Genomic DNA, 20,491 nt, shown 5'->3' with positions numbered 1-20,491 from the left:
TTCTCTTTCCACTAGTTTTTCCCCCCAGCTATGCGGATTCTAGGATCAATTACACCGTATAACAAATCAACGATTAAAATTACTAAAATAAAGAGTGCACTATAGAACATTGTTAATCCCATGATTACTGTGTAATCGTTTGTTACAATCGAATCGACGAACAATCGACCTAATCCAGGAACAGCAAAGATTTTCTCAATAACTAATGATCCGGTCATAATTGCTAACGTCGTTGGTCCCGCAATTGTAATAATAGGAATCAGTGCATTACGAATAGAATGTTTCACTATTACAGTTCCTTTTGATAACCCCTTTGCATGTGCAGTAACAATATAATCTTGCCCTAGCACTTCTAACATCTCCGTTCGCATGAATCTAGCAATCCCTGCGATAACACCTACTGCCAGTGCCAATGACGGTAAAATTGTATACTTTAAATACTCCCATTGAAAAATACTTGCATCACTGTTCCATAAAGCAACAGGTAAAATTTCTAAATAGACACCGAAATATAATTGCAGCATGGCGGCGAATACGAAAGATGGAATCGACGTACCAACAACGGCAAATATCATTACTCCATAATCGGCAAAAGTGTTATGCCTTAAGGCGGACATGATACCTAATATTAGCCCCAAAAAAGTACCAAATAACATTGCTTGACCACCAATATATGCAGATGGACCAATTCGTTCAGTGATCATACGAGTAACTGGCCTGCCATCACTTTGGTACGATTCACCAAAATCTCCTTTAAGCATTGCCCCTAAATACTTCACATATTGAACTGGAACAGGTTGATCTAAGCCATACTTTGCATACAGCCTTTCTTTTTGTGTGTCTGATAATTTGTCCTCATTATTAAATGGTGAGCCTGGTAACGTCTGCATTAAGAAAAAAGTTAGTGTTGCAATAATAAAAAGTGTTACTACCATAAATCCAATTCGACCCAATACATACCTTGTCATTTTTATCCCCCTTTATTCATTTAATGTCTTATTAAGAAGTGAAATAAATTAATAAAAGTTCTTTCATATTTATCATAATGACGAGGTAGCACATTAAAGGTTTCAAATTTTTCTAAATATTGCATAGAAAAAAACAACACCAAGGCTGATTGCCTCGATGTTGTTTCATCGTTTTCTTATAAAACTTTGCTTAAAAATGCTTTCGTACGTTCATGTTTAGGGTTGCTAAATAGTTCTGTCGGAACATTCTCTTCGACGATGTAACCACCGTCCATAAAAATGACACGGTCCCCTACTTCTCTAGCAAAGCCCATTTCATGAGTTACAACGACCATTGTCATACCTTCTTTTGCAAGCTGTTTCATAACTTCTAGCACTTCTCCAACCATTTCTGGGTCAAGAGCCGAGGTTGGCTCATCAAAAAGCATAATTGAAGGCTCCATTGCTAGTGCTCTTGCAATAGCAACACGTTGCTTTTGTCCTCCTGATAATGAATCAGGATATACTTCAGCTTTGTCTGAAAGCCCAACTTTTTTCAGTAATGCTAGGCCTTTTCTTTTAGCTGCTTCTTTATCTTCTTTTTTAACTTTAATCGGCCCAATTGTAACATTGTCTAAAACAGTTTTATGCGGAAACAAGTTGAATTGTTGGAATACCATGCCAACATTTTCTCGAACTTTATTAATGTTTGTATTTTTATCAGTAATATCCTCGTCATTAATCAAGACTTGTCCATCAGTAATTGATTCTAACAGATTTAAACAACGTAAAAATGTTGACTTTCCCGACCCTGATGGGCCAATTACTACTACTACTTCTTGTGGCTTTATTTCTGCACTAATGTCTATTAAAACTTCTAGTTCTCCAAATGTTTTCTTTAAGTTACGTACTTTAATCATTCGCTAGTCTCCTCTCAACGCGGTTCAGTAAGTAAGTTAATGATAATGTGAGAATTAAATAGATGACTGCAACTGTTAAATAAGGCTCCCAGACTATATAATATTGCCCTTGCATCGCTCGTCCCCAATACATAAGTTCTGGTGCAGCAATAACAGCTAAAATTGAAGAGTCTTTTAATAAAACAATAAACTCATTACCAAGTGGTGGGATCATTCGTTTAAATGCTTGTGGCAATATGATATAACGCATCGCTTGAACTTTAGTCATCCCTATTGTTCTTGCGGCTTCCATCTGTCCTTTATCGATTGATTGAATTCCTGCACGGAATATTTCAGCTATATATGCAGCTCCATTTAACGTTAGAGCAATTAATCCTGTCACAATAGGATTTGCAGGTGTCATGAACATCGGCACGACTCCAAAATGAATAATTAATACTTGTACAAAAAGGGGCGTTCCTCGAAATAGATTAATATACCAAACAAAAGGTAATCTTAAAAAGTAATTAGGAATCATTTTCCCAAAACTAAGAAAAAGACCTAAAATACTACCTAATAAAATTCCTCCAGCAGTAAGCCCGATTGTAAATAATGCTCCCTTAAAAAAGAAAGGTAAATATTCCAATATTTTGTCAAACTGTAATTCCATCTGCAATACCCCTTCGCTGTTTTATATAAAAAAGCGTAACGAGATTATGCTACGTTACGCAATTTTTCCATCATTATTCTGCTTTTTGAAGTAATACTTCCGTATTCGGTGCATAACCGAACCACTTTTCGAAGATTTCAGCATATTTCCCGCTTTCGATTACTTTTTGAAGTGCAGCATCGATATCGGCTTTTAACTCACTGCCTTTCGGAAATGCCATCGCGTAATACTCAGGTGCAAATAATGTTGGGTCTGTATACGTTTGTAATTTATCATTTGGATTATTTTTAATGTACTCTTCTGCCACAGTATTATCAGTTACGACTACATCAACGTTCCCTGCCTTAAGTGACATAAAAGCAAGTGCTGTTGAGTCATATTTTGAGATTGCTGAATGGTTTTTACCTAGTATTTTCTCAACTGCTTCTTGACCAGTCGTTCCATTTTGCACGCCAATTTTTAAACCAGCTAAATCTTGCATACCAGAAATTTTTAAGCTTTCAGGAAATACTGCCAATAATTTTGATTCAAAGTAAGGGTTTGAAAAGTCGTATGACTCCATACGGTCTGGAGTGATTGAAATTCCTGAAATTCCAAATCCTACTTGATTGTCATCTAATGCAGCGAAAAGTGGGTCCCATCCTGTATTTTTTAATTCGTACTCTAGTCCAGCTTCCGCCATTACAGCTTCTAAGATGTCTACGTCAAAACCGACGATTTCTCCTTTATCTAAATACTCAAAAGGTGCAAAAGCAGCATCTGTCGCTACTACAATTTTATCATTATTTCCACACCCAGCAGCGATCGCAAGTACACCGACCATCATTGCTGCAAATAATACTTTCATTAACTTCATGTTTATTTTCCCCCTATTAATAATTTACAGAATTTTATAATAGTTATAATTATACAAGCTTTTGTAGAAATATCAATGGTAATAAAATGGATATTGCACTTATTTCATTCCCTTTTTAAGTTTTTGAATAATATAGGGAATTTATACGAACGATAAAATGACGTAAATATGAAGGGAGATATAAATATGACGAATAATAAAAAGAGACATAACGAGAAAAGCAATGCACAAAAAGGCAAGCCATTCAGTGAAGCACAAGGTGTAAATAATACGATGGCAGCTGAAGATATGGAAAAAGCTAATCACCCTACTGGCGGACAAAATACACCACAATAAAAAAAGGAGCAAGCAATTCTGCTCCTTTCTACTTAATAAATAATGTACGAACTACGGCTATTGCAATTGGAACTCCACAAGTAATAAAAAATACTAGTCCTAATAGACGTAATAATTCATAAATATTGTGAACAATACCAAAGAAAAACGAATAGTTATATTGTGGAATAATCATCATTAATGCTCCTAATATCATTCCATAAAAGTAGATTTGAAGTTTACTAGTCATAACTTCCTCCCATTTTAACATTTATTATTTTTCTCAAACCATTCTTTTGCTAACATACTATATACATAACTATTGATAAAATGGTCATACAAAAATTCGCCATCTCGAATGGTTCCTTCATGTTTCATCTCTAGTCTTTCAGGAATTGCTCTACTTTTGAAGTTTTTCTCGCCACAACGGATTTCAACCCGATTGAGCTTAAGTTCTTCAAACGCATACTTTAATAATGCATTTACACATCGAGTCATAATTCCTTTTCCTTGCGAAGCTCCATCAAGCCAATAGCCAATTGTAGTTTGTTTATGTCCCCAATTAAACTCGTGGAAACCGACCATTCCAACAAATTTTTCTTTGTAATAAATACCAACTTGAAAACCATCATTCGCAGCAAATTGTTTCAGCCACATCTCAATAACTGGATGATAATCTTCTTTAGATTTCATTCCGTCAACCCAAGGTAGCCACTCTCTTAAATAATCTCTATTTTTATCTAAGATAGAATATACATCCTCTGCATCTCTTTTTTCTAGCAACTTTAATTTGATTTCATCATCAACTGTCATATAAAACATCAAATTTCCCCTTTTTCTCTAATTCTTCCATTCTTTCAAAAGCTAGTATTACATCATACGCTAAAAATCCTGCTGCATCATCCAACCAACCGACTTGGTCAATAAACTGCAAGCTTTGGTTTGCATAAATGAGTGGTGCCAGGCACATTGCTAAGTCAAAAATATGTTGTTTATTACTTTCACTATTGAAATTTAATTCTTTTAGATAAGCATTTATTACACTTTGTTGAGCAGCGTTCCACGTTAATAAATGTGGGTCATTTGATATATTTTCTTCATCTGCTAAATTTGCAGCTTCTGGCAATAGTTTACTTAGTGCAAAAAAAGGTAGTGTAATTATGGCTTCTTCCCAATCATAAATAAGTTTCGACCCATTTTCGAGTGTAACTACATTCCCTGTATGTAAATCTAAGTGAAAGATTGAAAGAGGTATATTCACGTCAAAAAGTTTTCTACATATTTGTGAAATACTAGCTTTCAAAGTCTGATATGTTTTTGGCTCACCTAATATTGCTACCTTGTCTTTATTAATACGAAAGTCTTCTGCAATTTTCCTAGTGTTAGTCCTCCAAAGCGGTGCATAATTTTCTTCTAAAAAGTCGAGAAAGGTATGACAAAATGGTTTAAGCTCATTTATCTCTATTTTCGGTATTGATCTACTATTATTCATATACTTCTTAGAAACTTCATTTTGAATAGAAGCAATTGTTTTTGCCGCTTCTTTAATACCTGCTAGACTTAAGCTTTCTTTTAAATCTTGCCCATAAAATGGCTTAAATAACATCCATGTTTGTTGACCTTTTTCAACAGCTTTAATAAGGTTAGGTACATGAGCATTCGAAGCACCATTTAACAATTGATAAATTGCTGGGGATGTTTGAAAAAGTGGTAGAAAGCCAATTTTGCAAACTACTTCCTTCCCATCTGCAAGAAATTTTGCCGTAATTCCCCAATCATTCGCTCGGAATATTTTTTCTGGACCTTTAACATTAGTTGCGGAGGTGACACTTTTAATCCACTCTAACACTTCATCTAAAGATACTTTTTCTTCCTTCCAAGTCAATTCCATTCTTCATCCCCCATAATGATATACAATGTTGTATAGTTAGTATAATAATAGCATAAGGATGTGATTATTTGGATAATAATGGGTTAGTTCATCATATTGAACTATACGTAAGTAATCTTCAAGAAAGTATTCGTTTTTGGAAATGGTTTTTAGAAAAATTAGGTTACTTTGAATACCAAAAATGGGATCAAGGCATAAGCTGGAAGCTAGGTGCTACATATTTAGTTTTTGTGCAAGCAGAAGAAAAGTATTTAGACGTACCATATCATCGTTGTCGCCCAGGGTTAAATCATTTAGCATTTCATGCAAAGTCTCGTGAACAAGTTGACGAATTTGCAATCGAGCTTGAAGAAAGAGGAGTGACTATTTTATATAAAGATAGCCACCCATATGCAGGTGGCGAAAACTATTATGCTGTATTTTTTGAGGACCCTGAACGAATCAAAATTGAGTTAGTTGCGCCAGATGTTTTGTAAGTTGTATAGTTTATATCATCATAAATTCTAATTTCAAAAGTATTGAATATTTAACTAGTCTTCCCTAGCTTCTTCCTAATTGAACCAATAATGTAAAGCAGAATTGGTATAAGTAATCCTACTGTAAAAACAAATGGTGTAAATACTGTAGTTACAAATTCATTAAACTCCAGCAAGTTTTTCACTAAAAATAACGCTAAAGGGATGATGATCATGCTAATTGGTAAGGTTAATGTTTTATAGTTACTCAAATTGAAGATTTGTGTTAAAGATAAACAAGAAATATAAAAGGCAATTGTTATTTTGACAAAAATAGTTACTAACCAAATGATTGCAACTATTAATTCAACACGCTCTAGAAAATTCCCTATTTCTATTTGCTTTCCTAACTCATAAGTGAGGTAGAGTGAACGATAAGCCAACTCAGGACCTAATACGAGGAGCGATAAAGAAATAATAAGAGTAATTAACGTTCCACCAATTATTGTACCTATCATAAACGATTTTCCAATTTTACTATGATCCTTAACATAGGGGGTGATCATTAATAAAACAATAAAATCTATAAATGGCACTCCTAGAAGCGTATATGTCCCTTTTATAACTGGCTTTATCCCATTTTCTAACACTGGTTGTATATTCAGCAAATCAACTTTTGGTAATAAGGATAGCGTTAGAACAATAAACAAACCTATGATCCACGGTAAAAAAACTTCACTTGTTCTTGCAAGTACTTCTATACCTAAACGCACTGCAACAATTGATACAGCTAAAATAAGAATCATAAGAGCTTGAATTGGTGTCTCTGGCATAATTTCTGTCGTGATGAAGTCCCCGGCTTGACGTAATAAGCCCGAAGCAAGAATCATAAAATAACTTAGATAAACAAATCCAATTATCTTTCCTATCCATTTTCCGAAAATGATAATTGCAACTTCTACTATTGATTTAGTTGGATACAAGTTTATTAATTTCCCATAAAATAAAACTATAAATAGTGCCATGACAGTTGCCAATATTGCTGAAATCCAACCATCCTGTTGGGTACTTAGTATAATATATTGTGGCACTATCATTGTTGAGCTTCCTAATGAAAACATAATGACAAGAATCACAAATTGGCGGCTTGAAATTCTTCCCTTCTCCATCGCAAATTCACCTACTTTCCTAACTCAATACTGCCTCAATCCAATTACTAATTGGTGAATAAACAAATCTTAATACAAGGATAGGACTAGGGATATTAACGTGTAGAAAATTAAGAATACTTAATACTACTCCAAATAAAAGCAGTGTGAAAAAAAATAACATTTGCTTCAACTCTCGGTTTCTTAGCATTTTAGGAACTTCATACATAATGATTGCTATAGCTATTAATAGAATGAAAAATATCCCCCACATAGTACATCTGCTCCTTTTTATTTAAAGAAAAACGAATTATCTATAGTACCTGTCCGTCGTATCTTAAAGGAAATTTTAGTATCAATTTCTAAATCCTCAAAGTATTCTTCTTCCCATTCCTTTTTTATTTGCTTCCAATAAGATGGATTTTCTCTACGAATTGTTTCTCCAAAACCAAAAATGTCCGTTTGGTCTTTTTGAGCTTTTGTAATGGCAGCTTCAATTAACAGCTTAACTTTTTTTTCAACTTCAGTTTCAATTAATTGTAAAGCACCACTTTCTTTAAAGTCATAAACACATGCAACTTCACCTATATTTCCTTCTGACCAAATATCAATTGATATTTTCGGTTTTCCCTTCTCTACTTTCCCATCAATACTTGTTTCTATATTAACTAATTCTATAGTAATTCTACCTTTAGAATCGTTCGGACAATTGATATGTCCTACTGTATTTTTTACATTCCCAATAATATAGTTGTATCCTTTACTTTCCTCTTCATTTAGCCATCCTACTAATTTATCTTCTTTGAATATACTAAGGCCTTCATATTTTAATACCGCTGAAGCACCTACGCTTTCAACATTTGCTTGTGTTTTTCCTATCTGCTTATCACCAACTATTTTTAAACCTGTAATGACCGATTGCTTACCACTACTTTGGTACTCTTTAATAAATTGATCAAGTGTGACATGTGTTGTCGCAGCAAACGCGTCTTGCGATGTTTTTATGGAACTGAATAGCTTATTCGCTGGTATTTGTTCCATAGGTGTTAAAATATTCACAACATCATTGGCTGTTTGATCTTTTGCTACTATTAAGAAGAAGCTTGTTCTCATTTCATGATCTCGATTAAAGAAATCCAAGATATTCTTAATTCCTTCTCTAGCCAATTCTTCACTAATAATAACTGCCCTTAAGTGTGATAAGTAAAGCTTCCGAGGAGAAACAGTTGTTAATTTTCTTAATGCTTCGAAAATTGTAGGTGCCGATTGCGCATAGGTAGTAACTGGCGTTCGATTCGTTTTCTCCGTACTAGCAATTTCACTTGGATTAATAATTTGTACAGAAACTAAATAATCTTCTCCATCTTTATCTATACCTAAAGCCACTGTAATAGCTAGTTCATCTAATTCTCTTCTATTCCAGCACCCAGTTAACGTTAGAAGAATAAGAATTAAAACAAGTACCTTCTTTACCACATCATCACCTTACTTTTTTTCTGGTTGTCTTAAAACATCTTCTCGAATTTTATTTTTATTTGCAATAACACTAGGACGTGAAAATAAACCTCGTAATGGAAAACGTATTAATGTATCTTTTTTATCCTCTTTTATACTAGGACCTACAGGTGCCATATATGGAACGCCAAATGAACGAATACTACATAAATGAAGAACGAGAAAGATGGTTCCCATAATAATCCCAATTAATCCAAATGAAGCAGCTAGTGCCATCATAGGAAACCGTAATATCCTTACTGAAATTGCGATGTTATAAGCCGGGAATATAAAACTTGAAATAGCCGTAATTGACACGACTATAACCATAGAAGGTGATATTAATCCTGCTTGTACAGCAGCTTCTCCAATTACGAGTGCCCCGACAATTGAAATAGCAGAACCAACTGCTCGTGGCATCCTAATTCCCGCTTCCCTTAATATTTCAAAGGTAATTTCCATAATAATAGCCTCTATAAAGGCAGGAAATGGAATACCTTCTCGTTGGGATTGTAGACTTATTAATAATGTCGTCGGTAACATTTCTTGATGGAATGTGATAACAGCTATATAAAGAGATGGTGCAAACAATGTAATAAAAAAAGCCAAAAACCGTAACAACCTTAACAAAGATGCAATATCCCACCTTTGATAGTAATCCTCAGCAGCTTGAAAAAATTGTGTGAAGATAGTTGGAACTAGTAATACAAATGGTGAGCCGTCGACAATAATAGCTACACGTCCTTCAAGTAATCCTGCGGATATTGTATCTGGGCGTTCAGAATTAAATATTGTAGGGAAGGGAGTGTACGTTTCATCTTGGATATATTCCTCAATATAGTTACTATCTAAAATTGCATCTACATCAATTTTACTTAAACGGTCTTTTACCTCTTGTACAACACTTTCATCTACTATTCCATCTATATAGGCAATTGCAACATCCGTTTTAGTTAATCTGCCAATTTTTTTTTGTTCAATTTTTAAGCTAGTATCTTTTATTTTTCTGCGAATTAATGCTGTATTTGTTCGTAATGTTTCTGTAAATGCTTCTTGAGGACCTCTTACGACAGTTTGTGATAATGGTTCTGAAACAGCTCGCTTTTCCCACCCTTTTGTCTCAACAAGTAGAGCCTGATCATTACCATCTATTAATATTGCCGTATCACCTGAGAGAACCGCATTTAGAATGTCTGAAAAGGATTGGACAATTTGTATTTCATCATTAGTGAGGACTTGCTCTTGAATAAAGGATGTAATGTTTTTTTCGTGCTTTTTTACCTCAATATTAGCTTCCTTTGTTTTTATTAAAAGTGTGTCAAATATCTCTCTCACTCTTTGTGAATCGACTAAACCATCGGTGTAGATAAGAGTGACATTAATGTCATTTGCTATAATTATTTTTCTTACTGTTATGTCATCACTAGAACCAATAAATTTTTGCAAATGTTGCATATTATTTTTTAACGATTTTTCTATTATCAAGGACTCTTCAACTTTTTTTTCATCCAAATATTTATCTAACTTCTTCTCAAAAAAAGTTTTTATTAACTTTTTCATCACGGCAATTTATCACTGCTCCTTTAATTTGTAGAGTTTGTAACTTTTACCTTTTTTATGCAAAAGAAAAAAGCCCGGAAAATTCCCGCGCTTGTTAAACCTAATATATGAAGATTGCTTATTAATAAAATATTTAACTTACAATTAAATTGAAACTGATCCAAGAGTAAACTTACAATTTAATGCATTACTTATAACTAGTAAAACCGAAGCATTTGGATCAACAATTCCTTCTTCTAAATCTAGAATAAATTCTAGCGATAACCCTGTTTTATCTGCTAAATCCTTCTCAGTTATTTGTCTCATTTCTCTTGCTTCCGTAATTTGCTCAGCAATAGTCATCATATGTAGTAACCACCTTGTTGAATTGTAAACGCATTCATATCCTTATTATACATTGTCTGAAGAATCACGAATAGCCACCAAATTATTGAAAATAAAAAAGCCGCCAGCATTATGCTAACGACTCTTTTAATCTTATACTTTAGTATCCTTCACCTTTACCACCGTTAACAATTGCCACACCAGCACTTGCTCCGATACGAGTAGCACCAGCTGCAATCATCTTACGTGCAGTGTCTAAGTCACGAACACATGCAGAAGCTTTTACACCTAGGTCAGGTCCAACTGTTTCACGCATTAATTTAATATCTTCTGGTGTTGCACATCCAGGTCCAAAACCAGTAGAAGTTTTAACAAATGCTGCTCCAGCCATTTTTGATAGCATACAAGCTTTCTTTTTCTCTTCAGTAGTTAAGTAACCAGTTTCAATGATAACTTTTACTGGAACGTCTCCACAAGCTAAAACGACACCTTCAATGTCCTTTTTAACTGTTTCATAGTCTCCAGATTTCATTGCACCGATATTCATAACCATATCGATTTCAGTAGCACCGTCAGCGATTGCATCGCGTGACTCAGCAACTTTTACAAATGTACTAGATGCTCCTAATGGGAAACCTACTACCGTTGTAATTCCAACTTTGCTTCCTGCAAGTTGCTTTGCAGCTGTAGAAACCCAATATGAGTTCACACAAACTGTTGCGAAAGAATATTCTTTTGCTTCTTCACAAATCTTAATGATTTGCTCTTCTGTACTTTCAGGCTTAAGAAGCGTGTGGTCGATCATTCGTCCAACTTGAGCACCAGTAATTACATTAGCGTTCAAAGATGGCTTCAATGTAGAAGCTGAACCTTGATTAACTTTAGCTTCAGGCTTCCCGTTTGAAATTTGTGACATTACTTCACTTGTTATTTGTTCAATTAACTTTTCCATGTTCATTGAACTCACCTCCATTATTACGTACGATCTAGTTTGTCAACAATGCCAGCAATTACTGCATCAACAGCAGCTTCTGGTCTTTTTAAAACTTGGCGGCATGAGCCACCTTCTTCGATAATAAGAACGATATCACCTATGCCTGCTTGACTTCCATCAATTGCGATAAATGAATCTCCTGTTTCATTACCTTCCATGTCAATCGGCTGTACAACCATTAGCTTAGTTCCTTCATGGCTTTTCGTTTTTATGCTAGATACGACATTCCCGATGACTTTTGCTAATTTCATAATTATGCTTTCGGTAAGATGTTTTCGATATCGCCGTGTGGACGTGGAATTACGTGTACTGAAACTAATTCACCTACGCGAGTTGCTGCATCAGCACCAGCTTCTGTTGCTGCTTTAACTGCACCTACATCTCCACGTACCATTACTGCTACTAATCCGCCACCTACAGTTACTTTACCGATAAGTTGTACGTTAGCTGCCTTTGTCATTGCGTCTGCTGCTTCAATTGCTCCTACTAAACCTTTAGTTTCGATCATTCCTAATGCGTTGTTCATTATTAATTACCCCCAGTTATTTTTTTACGTAATAGTCTTCGATAATTCCCATTATTCCAGCATCTGAAGCTACTAACTCTCTTGACAGTGGAAGGGACGATTCTTTACTTTTTGCTAAATAGACAAGGTCTCCTTGGCCAGCACTTTTAATTGTATCAATGGCTACAAGTGGCTTACCTTTCGGTGTTAAGTCGTCTTTTAATGGCTGGACGACTAAAAGCTTCATACCTTGCAAACTTTCATCTTTATGAGAACAAACTACTGTTCCAACTACTTTTGCAATATACATTGTTTAACCTGCTTTCATCGTTTGATAAAGCGGCTTTCAATTTCCATAATTTTAGTAACGCGACGATCATGACGCCCGCCTGCAAATTCTGTTTCTAACCAAGTTTTCACAAGTTGCTTTGCTAGACCTTCACCTAAGTGTTGACCACCAATCGAAAGAACATTTGCATTGTTATGTTCTTTACTATTGATCACTGAAGATAAGTCCCAACAAACTGCAGCGCGAACACCTGGTATTTTATTTAGAGTCATGCCACTACCAATACCGACTCCGTCAATCATAATTCCAACGTACTCTTCGTTAGTGGCAACACTTTCACCAACTAAGAAAGCAACGTCTGGATAGTCTACTGACTCTCCATGAAGACATCCGAAATCAATATATTCGTAGCCTAACTCTGTTAAGTAAGCTTTAATTTTTTCTTTTAATGCAAAGCCGCCGTGATCGCTTCCAATCGCAACTTTTTTCATTTTGCAACTCTCCTTATGCAAACGCTTGGATGATAGACTTGAACTCTTCTGCATTCAAGCTAGCACCACCAACAAGCACACCATCAATATCTTTCATTTTTGAAAACTCTTCTGCATTTTTTGCTTTAACAGATCCACCATAAAGGATTGGAACTTCATCAGCTAAAACGCCATGTGACTTTTCAATTGTAGAACGAATGTATTCATGAATGTCCTGTGCTTGCTCTGCTGTTGCAGATTTTCCTGTACCAATTGCCCAAACAGGCTCATATGCGATAACAATATCAGATAGATCTGTTACACCAGTTAAAGCTGTTTGAATTTGACTAGAAACAACTTCTTTCGTTAAGCCTTGGTCATATTGCTCTGCTGTTTCTCCAATACAAATGATAGGAGTTAGCTTCTTTTCCAATGCTTTAACTACTTTGTTATTTACTAGCTCATCTGTTTCACCAATCATACGTCTTTCCGAATGACCGATAATCACATGTTCACAGCCAACATCTTTTAGCATTTCTGCTGAAATATCTCCCGTATGAGCACCTTTATCCTCTTCGTGAACATTTTGTCCACCAAGTTGAATATTGCTAGTGCTTTGATTAAGCAAAAGTTTCACTGGATATAAGTATGGATACGGTGGACATACAACAACAGTATTACTATACGTTGTATCTGCTAATTGTGTAATTAATGAACCCGCTGTTTCTAACGACATGTTCATTTTCCAGTTCGCCGCTATTACAGTGCGACGCTTGCTGTCAATAATATTCGTATCAGCGAATTTTTCTGTTATTGTTTTACGCACGATCGTTTCTATGAAACTCTCAATTGATTGTGTCATTATTTACACCTACTATTTGTTTGGTAAAATGTTTTCTACGTCACCAGCTGGGCGTGGAATTACGTGTACTGAGATTAATTCTCCAACGCGTCCTGCTGCATCAGCACCAGCTTCAGTTGCTGCTTTAACTGCACCTACGTCACCACGTACCATTACTGATACAAGTCCGCCACCTACTAATTCTTTACCTACTAAAGTTACGTTTGCTGCTTTCACCATTGCGTCTGCTGCTTCAATAGCACCTACTAAACCTTTTGTTTCGATCATTCCTAAAGCTTCCATCATTTTATTTCCTCCTTTAGATTGTGCCGATTGTTTCGGCGTTGTTTTTGTTGTAGTTTCTTTTTTATCACTTTGTTTTTTAGAAGTTGCTTTTGCAGCCTTCTTTTCATCTTTCTTTGCCATTTACATTACCTCGTTCCTATATGATTCGTAATCCTTCAACTAAGGCACAACGACGTTGGCGAGTAAATGTTCTTGCTGATGTTAAACCTTCACCAGTTGGACCGGCAATTGTTAAAGTTGTGAATCCTTCTCCGTTAAAGCCTAAACCAGCGTATGAAGGGCCATTTTTAACAAAAATCGTTGCTTGAATTTCTCTTGCCATTTTGGTCATATTTGTAACATTTTGTGAATGCATCATTGCCGTATGACGGTTACCTTTTTCAGCTTTAACAGCCATTTCAATTGCTGTGTCAACATCTGGTACTCGTACAATTGGCAGCACTGGCATTAACATCTCTGTCCATACTAGTGGATGATCAAATTTTGTTTCACAAATAATTAGCTTAACTGAAGGATCAGCCTTTAGACCAGCAGCTTCCAGAATTACTGAAGCATCTTTTCCGATAAATTCACGGGCTGGATAATGCTTTCCATCTTTCTCAGTTAAAACTGTTTTTAATAACTTTTCTAACTGGAAACCTTTTAGTAAAACCGCACCGCTTTTTTCCATCTCTTTAATCAGAGTTGAAGCTACTTTATCGACAACGAATACTTCTTTTTCAGCAGTACATAATACGTTGTTATCAAAACTTGCTCCATTTACGATGTCACGTCCAGCTTTTTCCAGATCAGCTGTTTCATCAACAACTACTGGCGGGTTACCAGGACCTGCTGCAATAACTTTTTTACCAGTTTTCATTGCTGCTTTAACTACTAAACCACCACCAGTAACTACTAATGCGCGAATATCTTTGTGCTCCATTACTTGTTTACTAGTGTCTAAGTTTGGCGTAGCAACTGATGTTAATGCATTTTTAGGACCACCAGCTGATACAATTGCTTGATTTAGTAATTGCATTGCTTTTAGTGAAACTTTTTTCGCGCTTGGGTGCGGGTTGTAAACAACGACATTACCTGCTGCGATTAATGAAATACTGTTGTTAATGATTGTTGCTGCTGGGTTTGTTGTTGGTGTAATTGAACCTACAATTCCAAATGGTGCTTGTTCAACTAATGTTAGACCATCATCACCAGAATAAGTAGTGCTTACTAAATCTTCAACTCCAGGTGTTTTTTCTGCAGCTAATAGATTTTTATTTTTCTTGTCTTCAATACGTCCTAGACCCGTTTCATTTACAGCAATAATAGCTAATTCTTCTGCATGACGAATACTTACTTCACGCATTGCTTTAATCATTGCTCGACGAGTTGCAAGTGAGACAGAACGCATTTCTTTTTCCGCTACCATTGCAGCTTGAACGCATTCATCAACAGTTGCAAATACGCCGTCTTCTAGCGCTACAACTGGTTCAGGATTTGCCTTTTCACTGCTAGTAGCTTCTGTCGAAATTTTCGATAACACTTGTTCTACTAGTTTTTGAATATCTTTTTCAGAAACTTGCACGATGTTTACCTCCCTTTCGTTTTATCAAATGTAACGTCGCCTTGAATTTCAATGATATCAACTACTCCAATAATAGCTGCATCAACTGGCGTACCATTTGTTATTTCTGTTTGTCTAGCTGAACTTCCGCTCACAACCATGACTACTTCACCTTTTCCAGAACCAACAGTGTCGATAGCAACAACTTGTTTTCCATCTGGTTTCAAAGTGACCATGTCAAGTGGCTGAACAATTAGAAGTTTTTTCCCTTGAAGCTTTACGTCTTTTGTAGTAGAAACGACGCTTCCGGCAACTTGTCCAATTATCATGGCTTTACTCCTTCATCTTTAATGAGATACCCAATTCCCTTGCCATATCTTTTCCTAGTGGGGAAATTACAGTGTTCTTTGAAAGCTGTAACTCGTTGTCGCCTTCTTCTGCAATTTCTACAATATGCTTTGCAAGTAAAACAGGTTTTTTCACTTGTATTGCATCAACATTTTGCTGAAGCCACTTTTCAACTTCTTTCATCTTCAGTACACTAACGCCATCCTTAACAAGTTGACTTATATATGTAGAAATTCGTTCTTGGATGGAATGTGGCATTAGAAGCTTTTGCTCACCTTTTCGAGCAATTGCATCTTTTGCAACAATTAGTTTTTTCCCGACTAGTTGGAAGTGAATACATAACGCAAGTGCCTTCTCATCATCAATTGTCATTGCAAGCTTTGCAAGAAAACCGTATGAAATTGTAGGTAAAAACAGTGCATCAACATTGCTTGCCATTTCAGTCATTGTTTGATCAGTTAAACCATCAATTGCAATGACTTCGGCTACATTGATTGTGTTAGGAACTGTTGTCCATTTTTCTGAGACACATAACGTAACGTCATATGTTTTCGATAGTGTTCCAACAAGATCCCACACTTCATTTTGATTAGGAGTTTCATAGTTAAGTAGAATTAGAAGCTTTTTATGCTGGCCGTTTTTCTCTTTAAAATAGTTTAAAACGACTTCGCGAACAATTGCTTCGATCTTATTCTTCACGCCATCCCCCCTTTCAATATTTTAGAAGCGTACCCAATTGACCGTTTTTAATTTGTGCTGCATTTGCTTCATCAATATCGATGTGCATTTCTAAGCGATATTTTTCCGAAACACGAATGAGAACATTATCAAATGTTAACCCTCTGTCTCCAGAAACTTTCACTTGGACACGTTCACCGTTTTCTACTTGGAAACGTTCCGCATCCGTTGAATGCATATGAATATGACGAGCTGCACAAATCAATCCTTTGTCAATTTTCAATTGTCCTTTAGGACCTTGAATTGTAATACCTGGGGTACCTTCAATATCTCCAGAGTCTCGTAGTGGTGCTGCTTGTCCTAATGCGAAACCATCAGTTAGTGAGATTTCTACTTGCGTATCACCACGTGCTGGCCCTAATACTCTGACCTTTTGAAGTTTTCCTTTTGGACCAATCAATGTTACCGTTTCCTTCGCAGCAAACTGGCCAGGTTGCGATAAGTCTTTTAGCTTTTGCAGTTGATATCCTTTTCCGAAAAGTCTGTCTACCGCTTGTGCTGAAAGGTGAATATGGCGATTAGACGCAGCAATTGGAATTTCTTTATCACTTTTTTGTTGATCGCTCGATAACACTTTTAATGTCGTTTCACGAATTAATTTTGCTAAATCTTTTTCATTCATGGGATGAGTTCACCTCCATTTCTAGTAAAGCTTTAGCAGTAAATTGGTCAGTAATTAGCACATTCGTGTATTTACCAGCTAAAGCACCAAAGATACCTTCTATCTTTTGACTTCCACCTGCAATGAGTATTCCGTATTCTTTTTTCTTTAACTCTGCTAATGTTAGCCCAATTGTTCTTTGATCAAGTTCATTACTACTTATTTCACCGTTTATATCAATACAGCGAGAGCATATATCGCCAACCGCTCCGTTATTCTTTAACACTTTTAAGTCACTATTAGTAAAATAACCGGCATTCACTAATGTAGAAGTGTCATTTAATGCACCAACTGTAACTAGGGCAATATTAGCTGCATTACCCATTTCCAGTACAGAGTTTATATGTCTGTCTGAAAGGATTGCTTCTTTTACTACCGCATGATCTACAACAGCAGGTAACGGTAAAAAGTGTGGAACTGTATGAAATGCTTTACTTAAATCATTTAATATCTCTGATGCATATGTATTTGTTTCTGAATAAGTAACTCCACCATTTAGTTGGACTACTTTTACGTTCTTTACATTTTTCGGTTGAAGTTGCTGACTTAAGTGGTATAACGTCGTTCCCCATGTCGTTCCGATAATGTCACCATCTTTAACAATTTCCGTTAAATATGATGCTGCAACTGCTCCTAGCGACTGTTTTATGTTTTCACTGTTGTATTGCGGGACATTTGTCACGATACAATGTTTTAAACCGAAAACAGTTGTTAAGCGTTCAGCAAGTTTTTCTCTATTGTCGTTTGGATCAATTATCGAAATATTAACAATACCTTCTTGCTTAGCTTGTTGAAGTAAGCGAGATACAGATGGACGAGATACTCCTAATTTTTCAGCTATCTTTTGCTGACTATAGTCAAGCTCATAGTACATTTTAGCCGCTTCAACTACTTTAGTTATTTTCGATTCAGCCACATTACTATCCCCTGTGAAATTTTGTTAATTACATTTTGAACATTTGTTAATCTAAGTATAATATGAAACTTGTAAATTATCAAACAATACTTTAATAGAAAATGAAAAAGAGTGTAGGAAAATCCTACACTCTTCATTTTATCCTCTATACATCTTGCCATTCTTTCATCTCACCTTCATAGGGTGGTTCAGTATATATTCTAACATTTCTGTTCTGTAATGTTTCAAACGTCCCTGTTTCGATTAATTTTTCTTTTAATTTTTCCGATATCATTAGCTCTCTCAAGTTTGGAATATTTAAAAGTTGTTCTTCTAATGACTTAATATCATCGAATGGCGCACCTTTAATTTCGAGTTTATAGATGTGTGGTAAGTTTTCTAAGACATTTAAATCAGTGACTTTCGTATCATTTAAAGATATCCCCCTTAGATTAGTTAAATTTGAAACGGGCTCAAGATTACTAATGTTATTTCCATCTAAATGTAACCAACTTAATTCAGTTAAGTTAGCAATTGCTGATATTTTGTTAACTTTATTATTAGTAAGATATAAGCCCTCTAAACTCTTTAAATTGCTTAACGGGCTAATGTCACTAATATTATTTTGTTTTAATGTAAGAGCTTCTAATTTATCTAAATTTGCTAGTGAAGAGATATCCTTGATCCCATAATTATTAATCGTTAACCACTTTAAATTCTTCAAATTTTTTATCGTTGAGAAATTTTTAAATGCTTCTTTACTAGGGTCAGACCTATCAAAAGTATAATATATACCAAGTTCGTATAAATTCGTTAAGTTTGAAAGTGGAGAAAAGTCTTCAAAATGGATATTTATTAATTTAAGTGAACCTAAATTACTCAAATTAGCTAGTGGTGTTAGATCCTTTACATCTATCGATTCCACTTGTAGTTTCCAAATATTTTTTAAGTATGCTACCTGCTCTAAATCTACCCACCCTGATATGTGAAGTTCCATTAATTTTTCACATTCAGAAAGTAAAGATAAATTTTGGTACTTACCAGAACCTCCTATAGAAACTAGCCATAAGTTAGGTAAACCACTTAATTTAGCAAGGTCTATACTTTCGTTACTATCAGTTATTATTATTATTTGTGTTAAATTTTTCGCATGTTCTAGTCCATTTAAATTACCTGACATATTGCTCAGATATAAATCTGTCAATCTAAGCATATCGGCTTCGGTTAATTCACCTGTCTCTTTTTGTAATCTCTCTCTAATTGCTATTTCTAATGCTTTATTTTCAATTACTACGATTTTCTTTTCTGCATCTTCCTTCGTTTGCTCACTATCTTTTTCATCGTCAGAATTATCATCATTCTTTTTATCATCTTTCTTTGGAATATCAACTGGTGATTGCTCTTTATTAGGGGGGGCATCTCCTTCACCAATATTTATTTCACTGTTAAATAGAACAACGAATACTAAAACAATGATTGCTACGCTTGCAAATGTCGCACGTGTTGCATTATTAAAAAAACTATTATTTTTCTCCACTTTTATATGTGAATTACTATGTATATTATTCAATACTTTTTGCATATGACGTTCTTCGAAGGTAACATCCTTAAGTACTGTGTTATTCATTTTTTCCCTTAAATGTTTTAGCTCTTTACTCAAAATGACTACCTCCCATCAGCTTTCTTAATTTTTTCTTCGCCCGCATTAATCGTGTTTTTACAGTATTAACATTCAGGTTTAATTGATTTGCTACTTCCTCGATTTTTTGATCTTCATAATAATAAAAAATAATTACTTCTCGCAACTTAATCGGCAGTTTTAATACTGCTTCTGCTATTTCGCTGTCATTTTCATTTGAGAGCGCCATATATTCGGGGGATTTACTTTCCTCTCCACGAAAGCTATGTTGCTCCCTTTTTGAAGAGAAAATTTCTGTAGGGATAACATTTCTTAATGTCCAGCTCCGTAAAACATCTTTACAATGATTGACCGTTATACGATAAACCCAAGTTTTGTACGAGCTTTCATTTCGAAACCCTTTTAAGTTTTGATAACATTTTATAAAAACCTCTTGGGAAATGTCTTCTGCTAATGCTTTATCTTTAACGTAAGTGTAAGCAAGTCGCGCGACACTTTGTCCATATTCTTCCATTAACCGAATGAGAAACTCTTCTGGGTTTTGTATGTCATTTTCATATATAGGTTCAATAAATTTATTAACCGCCAATACAATACCCTCCTTATTTTTTTTATGATCGTTAGACGAAAACAAGATTAAAATAGTTCTGTTTTTCCAAAAAAAATTTTCTGAAAAAGAAAAAAGCTTGGAGTACCCAAGCAA

27 protein-coding genes are annotated in these 20,491 nt (G+C 35.2%); 2 read left to right on the top strand and 25 right to left on the bottom strand.

Features of this window, described 5'->3' with window-relative positions; translation table 11 throughout:
* Positions 1 to 11: 11 nt before the first annotated feature.
* The 4 genes from CIB95_RS01800 to CIB95_RS01785 all read right to left on the bottom strand — a co-directional run bounded on the left by CIB95_RS01800 (position 12) and on the right by CIB95_RS01785 (position 3,372).
* On the bottom strand, positions 12 to 968 hold the full coding sequence (locus tag CIB95_RS01800; RefSeq protein ID WP_094921031.1) for an ABC transporter permease: 957 nt from the start codon (positions 966 to 968) through the stop codon (positions 12 to 14).
* A 176-nt stretch (positions 969 to 1,144) separates the two neighbouring features.
* Positions 1,145 to 1,867 (bottom strand): amino acid ABC transporter ATP-binding protein, encoded by a 723-nt coding sequence (locus CIB95_RS01795; RefSeq protein WP_094921028.1) that lies wholly within the window; start codon positions 1,865 to 1,867, stop codon positions 1,145 to 1,147.
* Positions 1,860 to 2,516, bottom strand: coding sequence for an amino acid ABC transporter permease (locus tag CIB95_RS01790; RefSeq protein WP_094921025.1), 657 nt, complete (start codon positions 2,514 to 2,516; stop codon positions 1,860 to 1,862). Before CIB95_RS01790 ends, CIB95_RS01795 begins: the two co-directional genes overlap by 8 nt.
* A gap of 73 nt (positions 2,517 to 2,589) precedes the next feature.
* On the bottom strand, positions 2,590 to 3,372 hold the full coding sequence (locus CIB95_RS01785; protein WP_094921023.1) for a basic amino acid ABC transporter substrate-binding protein: 783 nt from the start codon (positions 3,370 to 3,372) through the stop codon (positions 2,590 to 2,592).
* 186 nt (positions 3,373 to 3,558) lie between these two features.
* Here CIB95_RS01785 and CIB95_RS16290 point away from each other — a divergent pair, with 186 nt between their 5' ends.
* Positions 3,559 to 3,708 carry a hypothetical protein gene (locus CIB95_RS16290; protein WP_198949144.1) on the top strand — a complete coding sequence of 50 codons (150 nt, stop codon included), beginning with the start codon at positions 3,559 to 3,561 and terminating at the stop codon, positions 3,706 to 3,708.
* 28 nt (positions 3,709 to 3,736) lie between these two features.
* On the opposite strand, the gene CIB95_RS01780 is transcribed toward CIB95_RS16290, so the two are convergent.
* The 3 genes from CIB95_RS01780 to CIB95_RS01770 are packed head-to-tail and all read right to left on the bottom strand — an operon-like array spanning position 3,737 to position 5,578.
* The gene (locus CIB95_RS01780) at positions 3,737 to 3,937 is read right to left on the bottom strand and encodes a hypothetical protein (protein ID WP_094921021.1); all 201 of its coding nucleotides are present in this window, start codon (positions 3,935 to 3,937) and stop codon (positions 3,737 to 3,739) included.
* A 14-nt stretch (positions 3,938 to 3,951) separates the two neighbouring features.
* Positions 3,952 to 4,509: a GNAT family N-acetyltransferase gene (locus CIB95_RS01775; RefSeq protein WP_094921019.1), complete on the bottom strand. Its 558-nt coding sequence runs from the start codon at positions 4,507 to 4,509 to the stop codon at positions 3,952 to 3,954.
* On the bottom strand, positions 4,490 to 5,578 hold the full coding sequence (locus tag CIB95_RS01770) for a hypothetical protein (protein WP_094921016.1): 1,089 nt from the start codon (positions 5,576 to 5,578) through the stop codon (positions 4,490 to 4,492). Before CIB95_RS01770 ends, CIB95_RS01775 begins: the two co-directional genes overlap by 20 nt.
* A 68-nt stretch (positions 5,579 to 5,646) precedes the next feature.
* On the opposite strand from CIB95_RS01770, the gene CIB95_RS01765 reads away from it, so the two are divergent.
* Positions 5,647 to 6,054, top strand: coding sequence for a VOC family protein (locus CIB95_RS01765; RefSeq protein WP_094921014.1), 408 nt, complete (start codon positions 5,647 to 5,649; stop codon positions 6,052 to 6,054).
* Positions 6,055 to 6,104: 50 nt separating this feature from the next.
* Here the strand turns inward: CIB95_RS01765 and CIB95_RS01760 are convergent, their stop codons facing one another.
* From CIB95_RS01760 to CIB95_RS01665, 18 genes are all read right to left on the bottom strand, one after another.
* Positions 6,105 to 7,202, bottom strand: a complete 1,098-nt coding sequence (locus tag CIB95_RS01760; RefSeq protein WP_094921011.1) for a GerAB/ArcD/ProY family transporter — start codon at positions 7,200 to 7,202, stop codon at positions 6,105 to 6,107.
* Between the two features lie 270 nt (positions 7,203 to 7,472).
* Positions 7,473 to 8,657, bottom strand: coding sequence for a Ger(x)C family spore germination protein (locus CIB95_RS01750; protein WP_094921005.1), 1,185 nt, complete (start codon positions 8,655 to 8,657; stop codon positions 7,473 to 7,475).
* 9 nt (positions 8,658 to 8,666) lie between these two features.
* The gene (locus CIB95_RS01745) at positions 8,667 to 10,235 is read right to left on the bottom strand and encodes a spore germination protein (RefSeq protein WP_094921002.1); all 1,569 of its coding nucleotides are present in this window, start codon (positions 10,233 to 10,235) and stop codon (positions 8,667 to 8,669) included.
* Positions 10,236 to 10,379: 144 nt separating this feature from the next.
* A complete protein-coding gene (locus CIB95_RS01740; RefSeq protein WP_094921000.1) occupies positions 10,380 to 10,580 on the bottom strand; it encodes a helix-turn-helix domain-containing protein in 201 nt (66 codons plus the stop codon).
* 139 nt (positions 10,581 to 10,719) lie between these two features.
* Positions 10,720 to 11,364 carry a deoxyribose-phosphate aldolase gene (deoC, locus tag CIB95_RS01735; RefSeq protein ID WP_198949159.1) on the bottom strand — a complete coding sequence of 215 codons (645 nt, stop codon included), beginning with the start codon at positions 11,362 to 11,364 and terminating at the stop codon, positions 10,720 to 10,722.
* A gap of 170 nt (positions 11,365 to 11,534) precedes the next feature.
* Entirely contained in the window at positions 11,535 to 11,804 is a 270-nt protein-coding gene (locus tag CIB95_RS01730; RefSeq protein ID WP_094920997.1) for a EutN/CcmL family microcompartment protein, read from the bottom strand.
* A 2-nt stretch (positions 11,805 to 11,806) separates the two neighbouring features.
* Entirely contained in the window at positions 11,807 to 12,079 is a 273-nt protein-coding gene (locus CIB95_RS01725; RefSeq protein ID WP_094920994.1) for a BMC domain-containing protein, read from the bottom strand.
* A 16-nt stretch (positions 12,080 to 12,095) separates the two neighbouring features.
* Positions 12,096 to 12,368 carry a EutN/CcmL family microcompartment protein gene (locus CIB95_RS01720; RefSeq protein ID WP_094920991.1) on the bottom strand — a complete coding sequence of 91 codons (273 nt, stop codon included), beginning with the start codon at positions 12,366 to 12,368 and terminating at the stop codon, positions 12,096 to 12,098.
* A 14-nt stretch (positions 12,369 to 12,382) separates the two neighbouring features.
* Positions 12,383 to 12,838, bottom strand: a complete 456-nt coding sequence (rpiB, locus tag CIB95_RS01715) for a ribose 5-phosphate isomerase B (protein WP_094920989.1) — start codon at positions 12,836 to 12,838, stop codon at positions 12,383 to 12,385.
* Between the two features lie 13 nt (positions 12,839 to 12,851).
* Positions 12,852 to 13,679, bottom strand: a complete 828-nt coding sequence (tpiA, locus tag CIB95_RS01710; protein ID WP_094920986.1) for a triose-phosphate isomerase — start codon at positions 13,677 to 13,679, stop codon at positions 12,852 to 12,854.
* Positions 13,680 to 13,691: 12 nt separating this feature from the next.
* Positions 13,692 to 13,964 (bottom strand): BMC domain-containing protein, encoded by a 273-nt coding sequence (locus CIB95_RS01705; protein ID WP_094922118.1) that lies wholly within the window; start codon positions 13,962 to 13,964, stop codon positions 13,692 to 13,694.
* A gap of 136 nt (positions 13,965 to 14,100) precedes the next feature.
* Positions 14,101 to 15,528 carry an aldehyde dehydrogenase family protein gene (locus CIB95_RS01700; RefSeq protein ID WP_094920983.1) on the bottom strand — a complete coding sequence of 476 codons (1,428 nt, stop codon included), beginning with the start codon at positions 15,526 to 15,528 and terminating at the stop codon, positions 14,101 to 14,103.
* A gap of 5 nt (positions 15,529 to 15,533) precedes the next feature.
* A complete protein-coding gene (locus tag CIB95_RS01695) occupies positions 15,534 to 15,836 on the bottom strand; it encodes a EutN/CcmL family microcompartment protein (protein WP_094920980.1) in 303 nt (100 codons plus the stop codon).
* A 4-nt stretch (positions 15,837 to 15,840) separates the two neighbouring features.
* On the bottom strand, positions 15,841 to 16,554 hold the full coding sequence (locus CIB95_RS01690) for a hypothetical protein (RefSeq protein ID WP_094920977.1): 714 nt from the start codon (positions 16,552 to 16,554) through the stop codon (positions 15,841 to 15,843).
* A 13-nt stretch (positions 16,555 to 16,567) separates the two neighbouring features.
* Positions 16,568 to 17,215, bottom strand: a complete 648-nt coding sequence (locus tag CIB95_RS01685; RefSeq protein ID WP_094920973.1) for a phosphate propanoyltransferase — start codon at positions 17,213 to 17,215, stop codon at positions 16,568 to 16,570.
* On the bottom strand, positions 17,208 to 18,170 hold the full coding sequence (locus CIB95_RS01680; RefSeq protein ID WP_269844941.1) for a sugar-binding transcriptional regulator: 963 nt from the start codon (positions 18,168 to 18,170) through the stop codon (positions 17,208 to 17,210). The genes CIB95_RS01685 and CIB95_RS01680 overlap by 8 nt, the downstream gene beginning before the upstream one ends.
* A gap of 145 nt (positions 18,171 to 18,315) precedes the next feature.
* Positions 18,316 to 19,809, bottom strand: coding sequence for a leucine-rich repeat domain-containing protein (locus tag CIB95_RS01670; protein ID WP_094920967.1), 1,494 nt, complete (start codon positions 19,807 to 19,809; stop codon positions 18,316 to 18,318).
* A complete protein-coding gene (locus CIB95_RS01665) occupies positions 19,802 to 20,377 on the bottom strand; it encodes a sigma-70 family RNA polymerase sigma factor (protein ID WP_233143874.1) in 576 nt (191 codons plus the stop codon). Before CIB95_RS01665 ends, CIB95_RS01670 begins: the two co-directional genes overlap by 8 nt.
* Positions 20,378 to 20,491 lie beyond the last annotated feature (114 nt).

Origin of the sequence: Lottiidibacillus patelloidae, assembly GCF_002262935.1 — a bacterium.
GTDB lineage: Bacteria > Bacillota > Bacilli > Bacillales > SA5d-4 > Lottiidibacillus > Lottiidibacillus patelloidae.
Note: the sequence above shows the minus strand (reverse complement) of the source record. Positions and strands in the feature narration are given on the sequence as shown.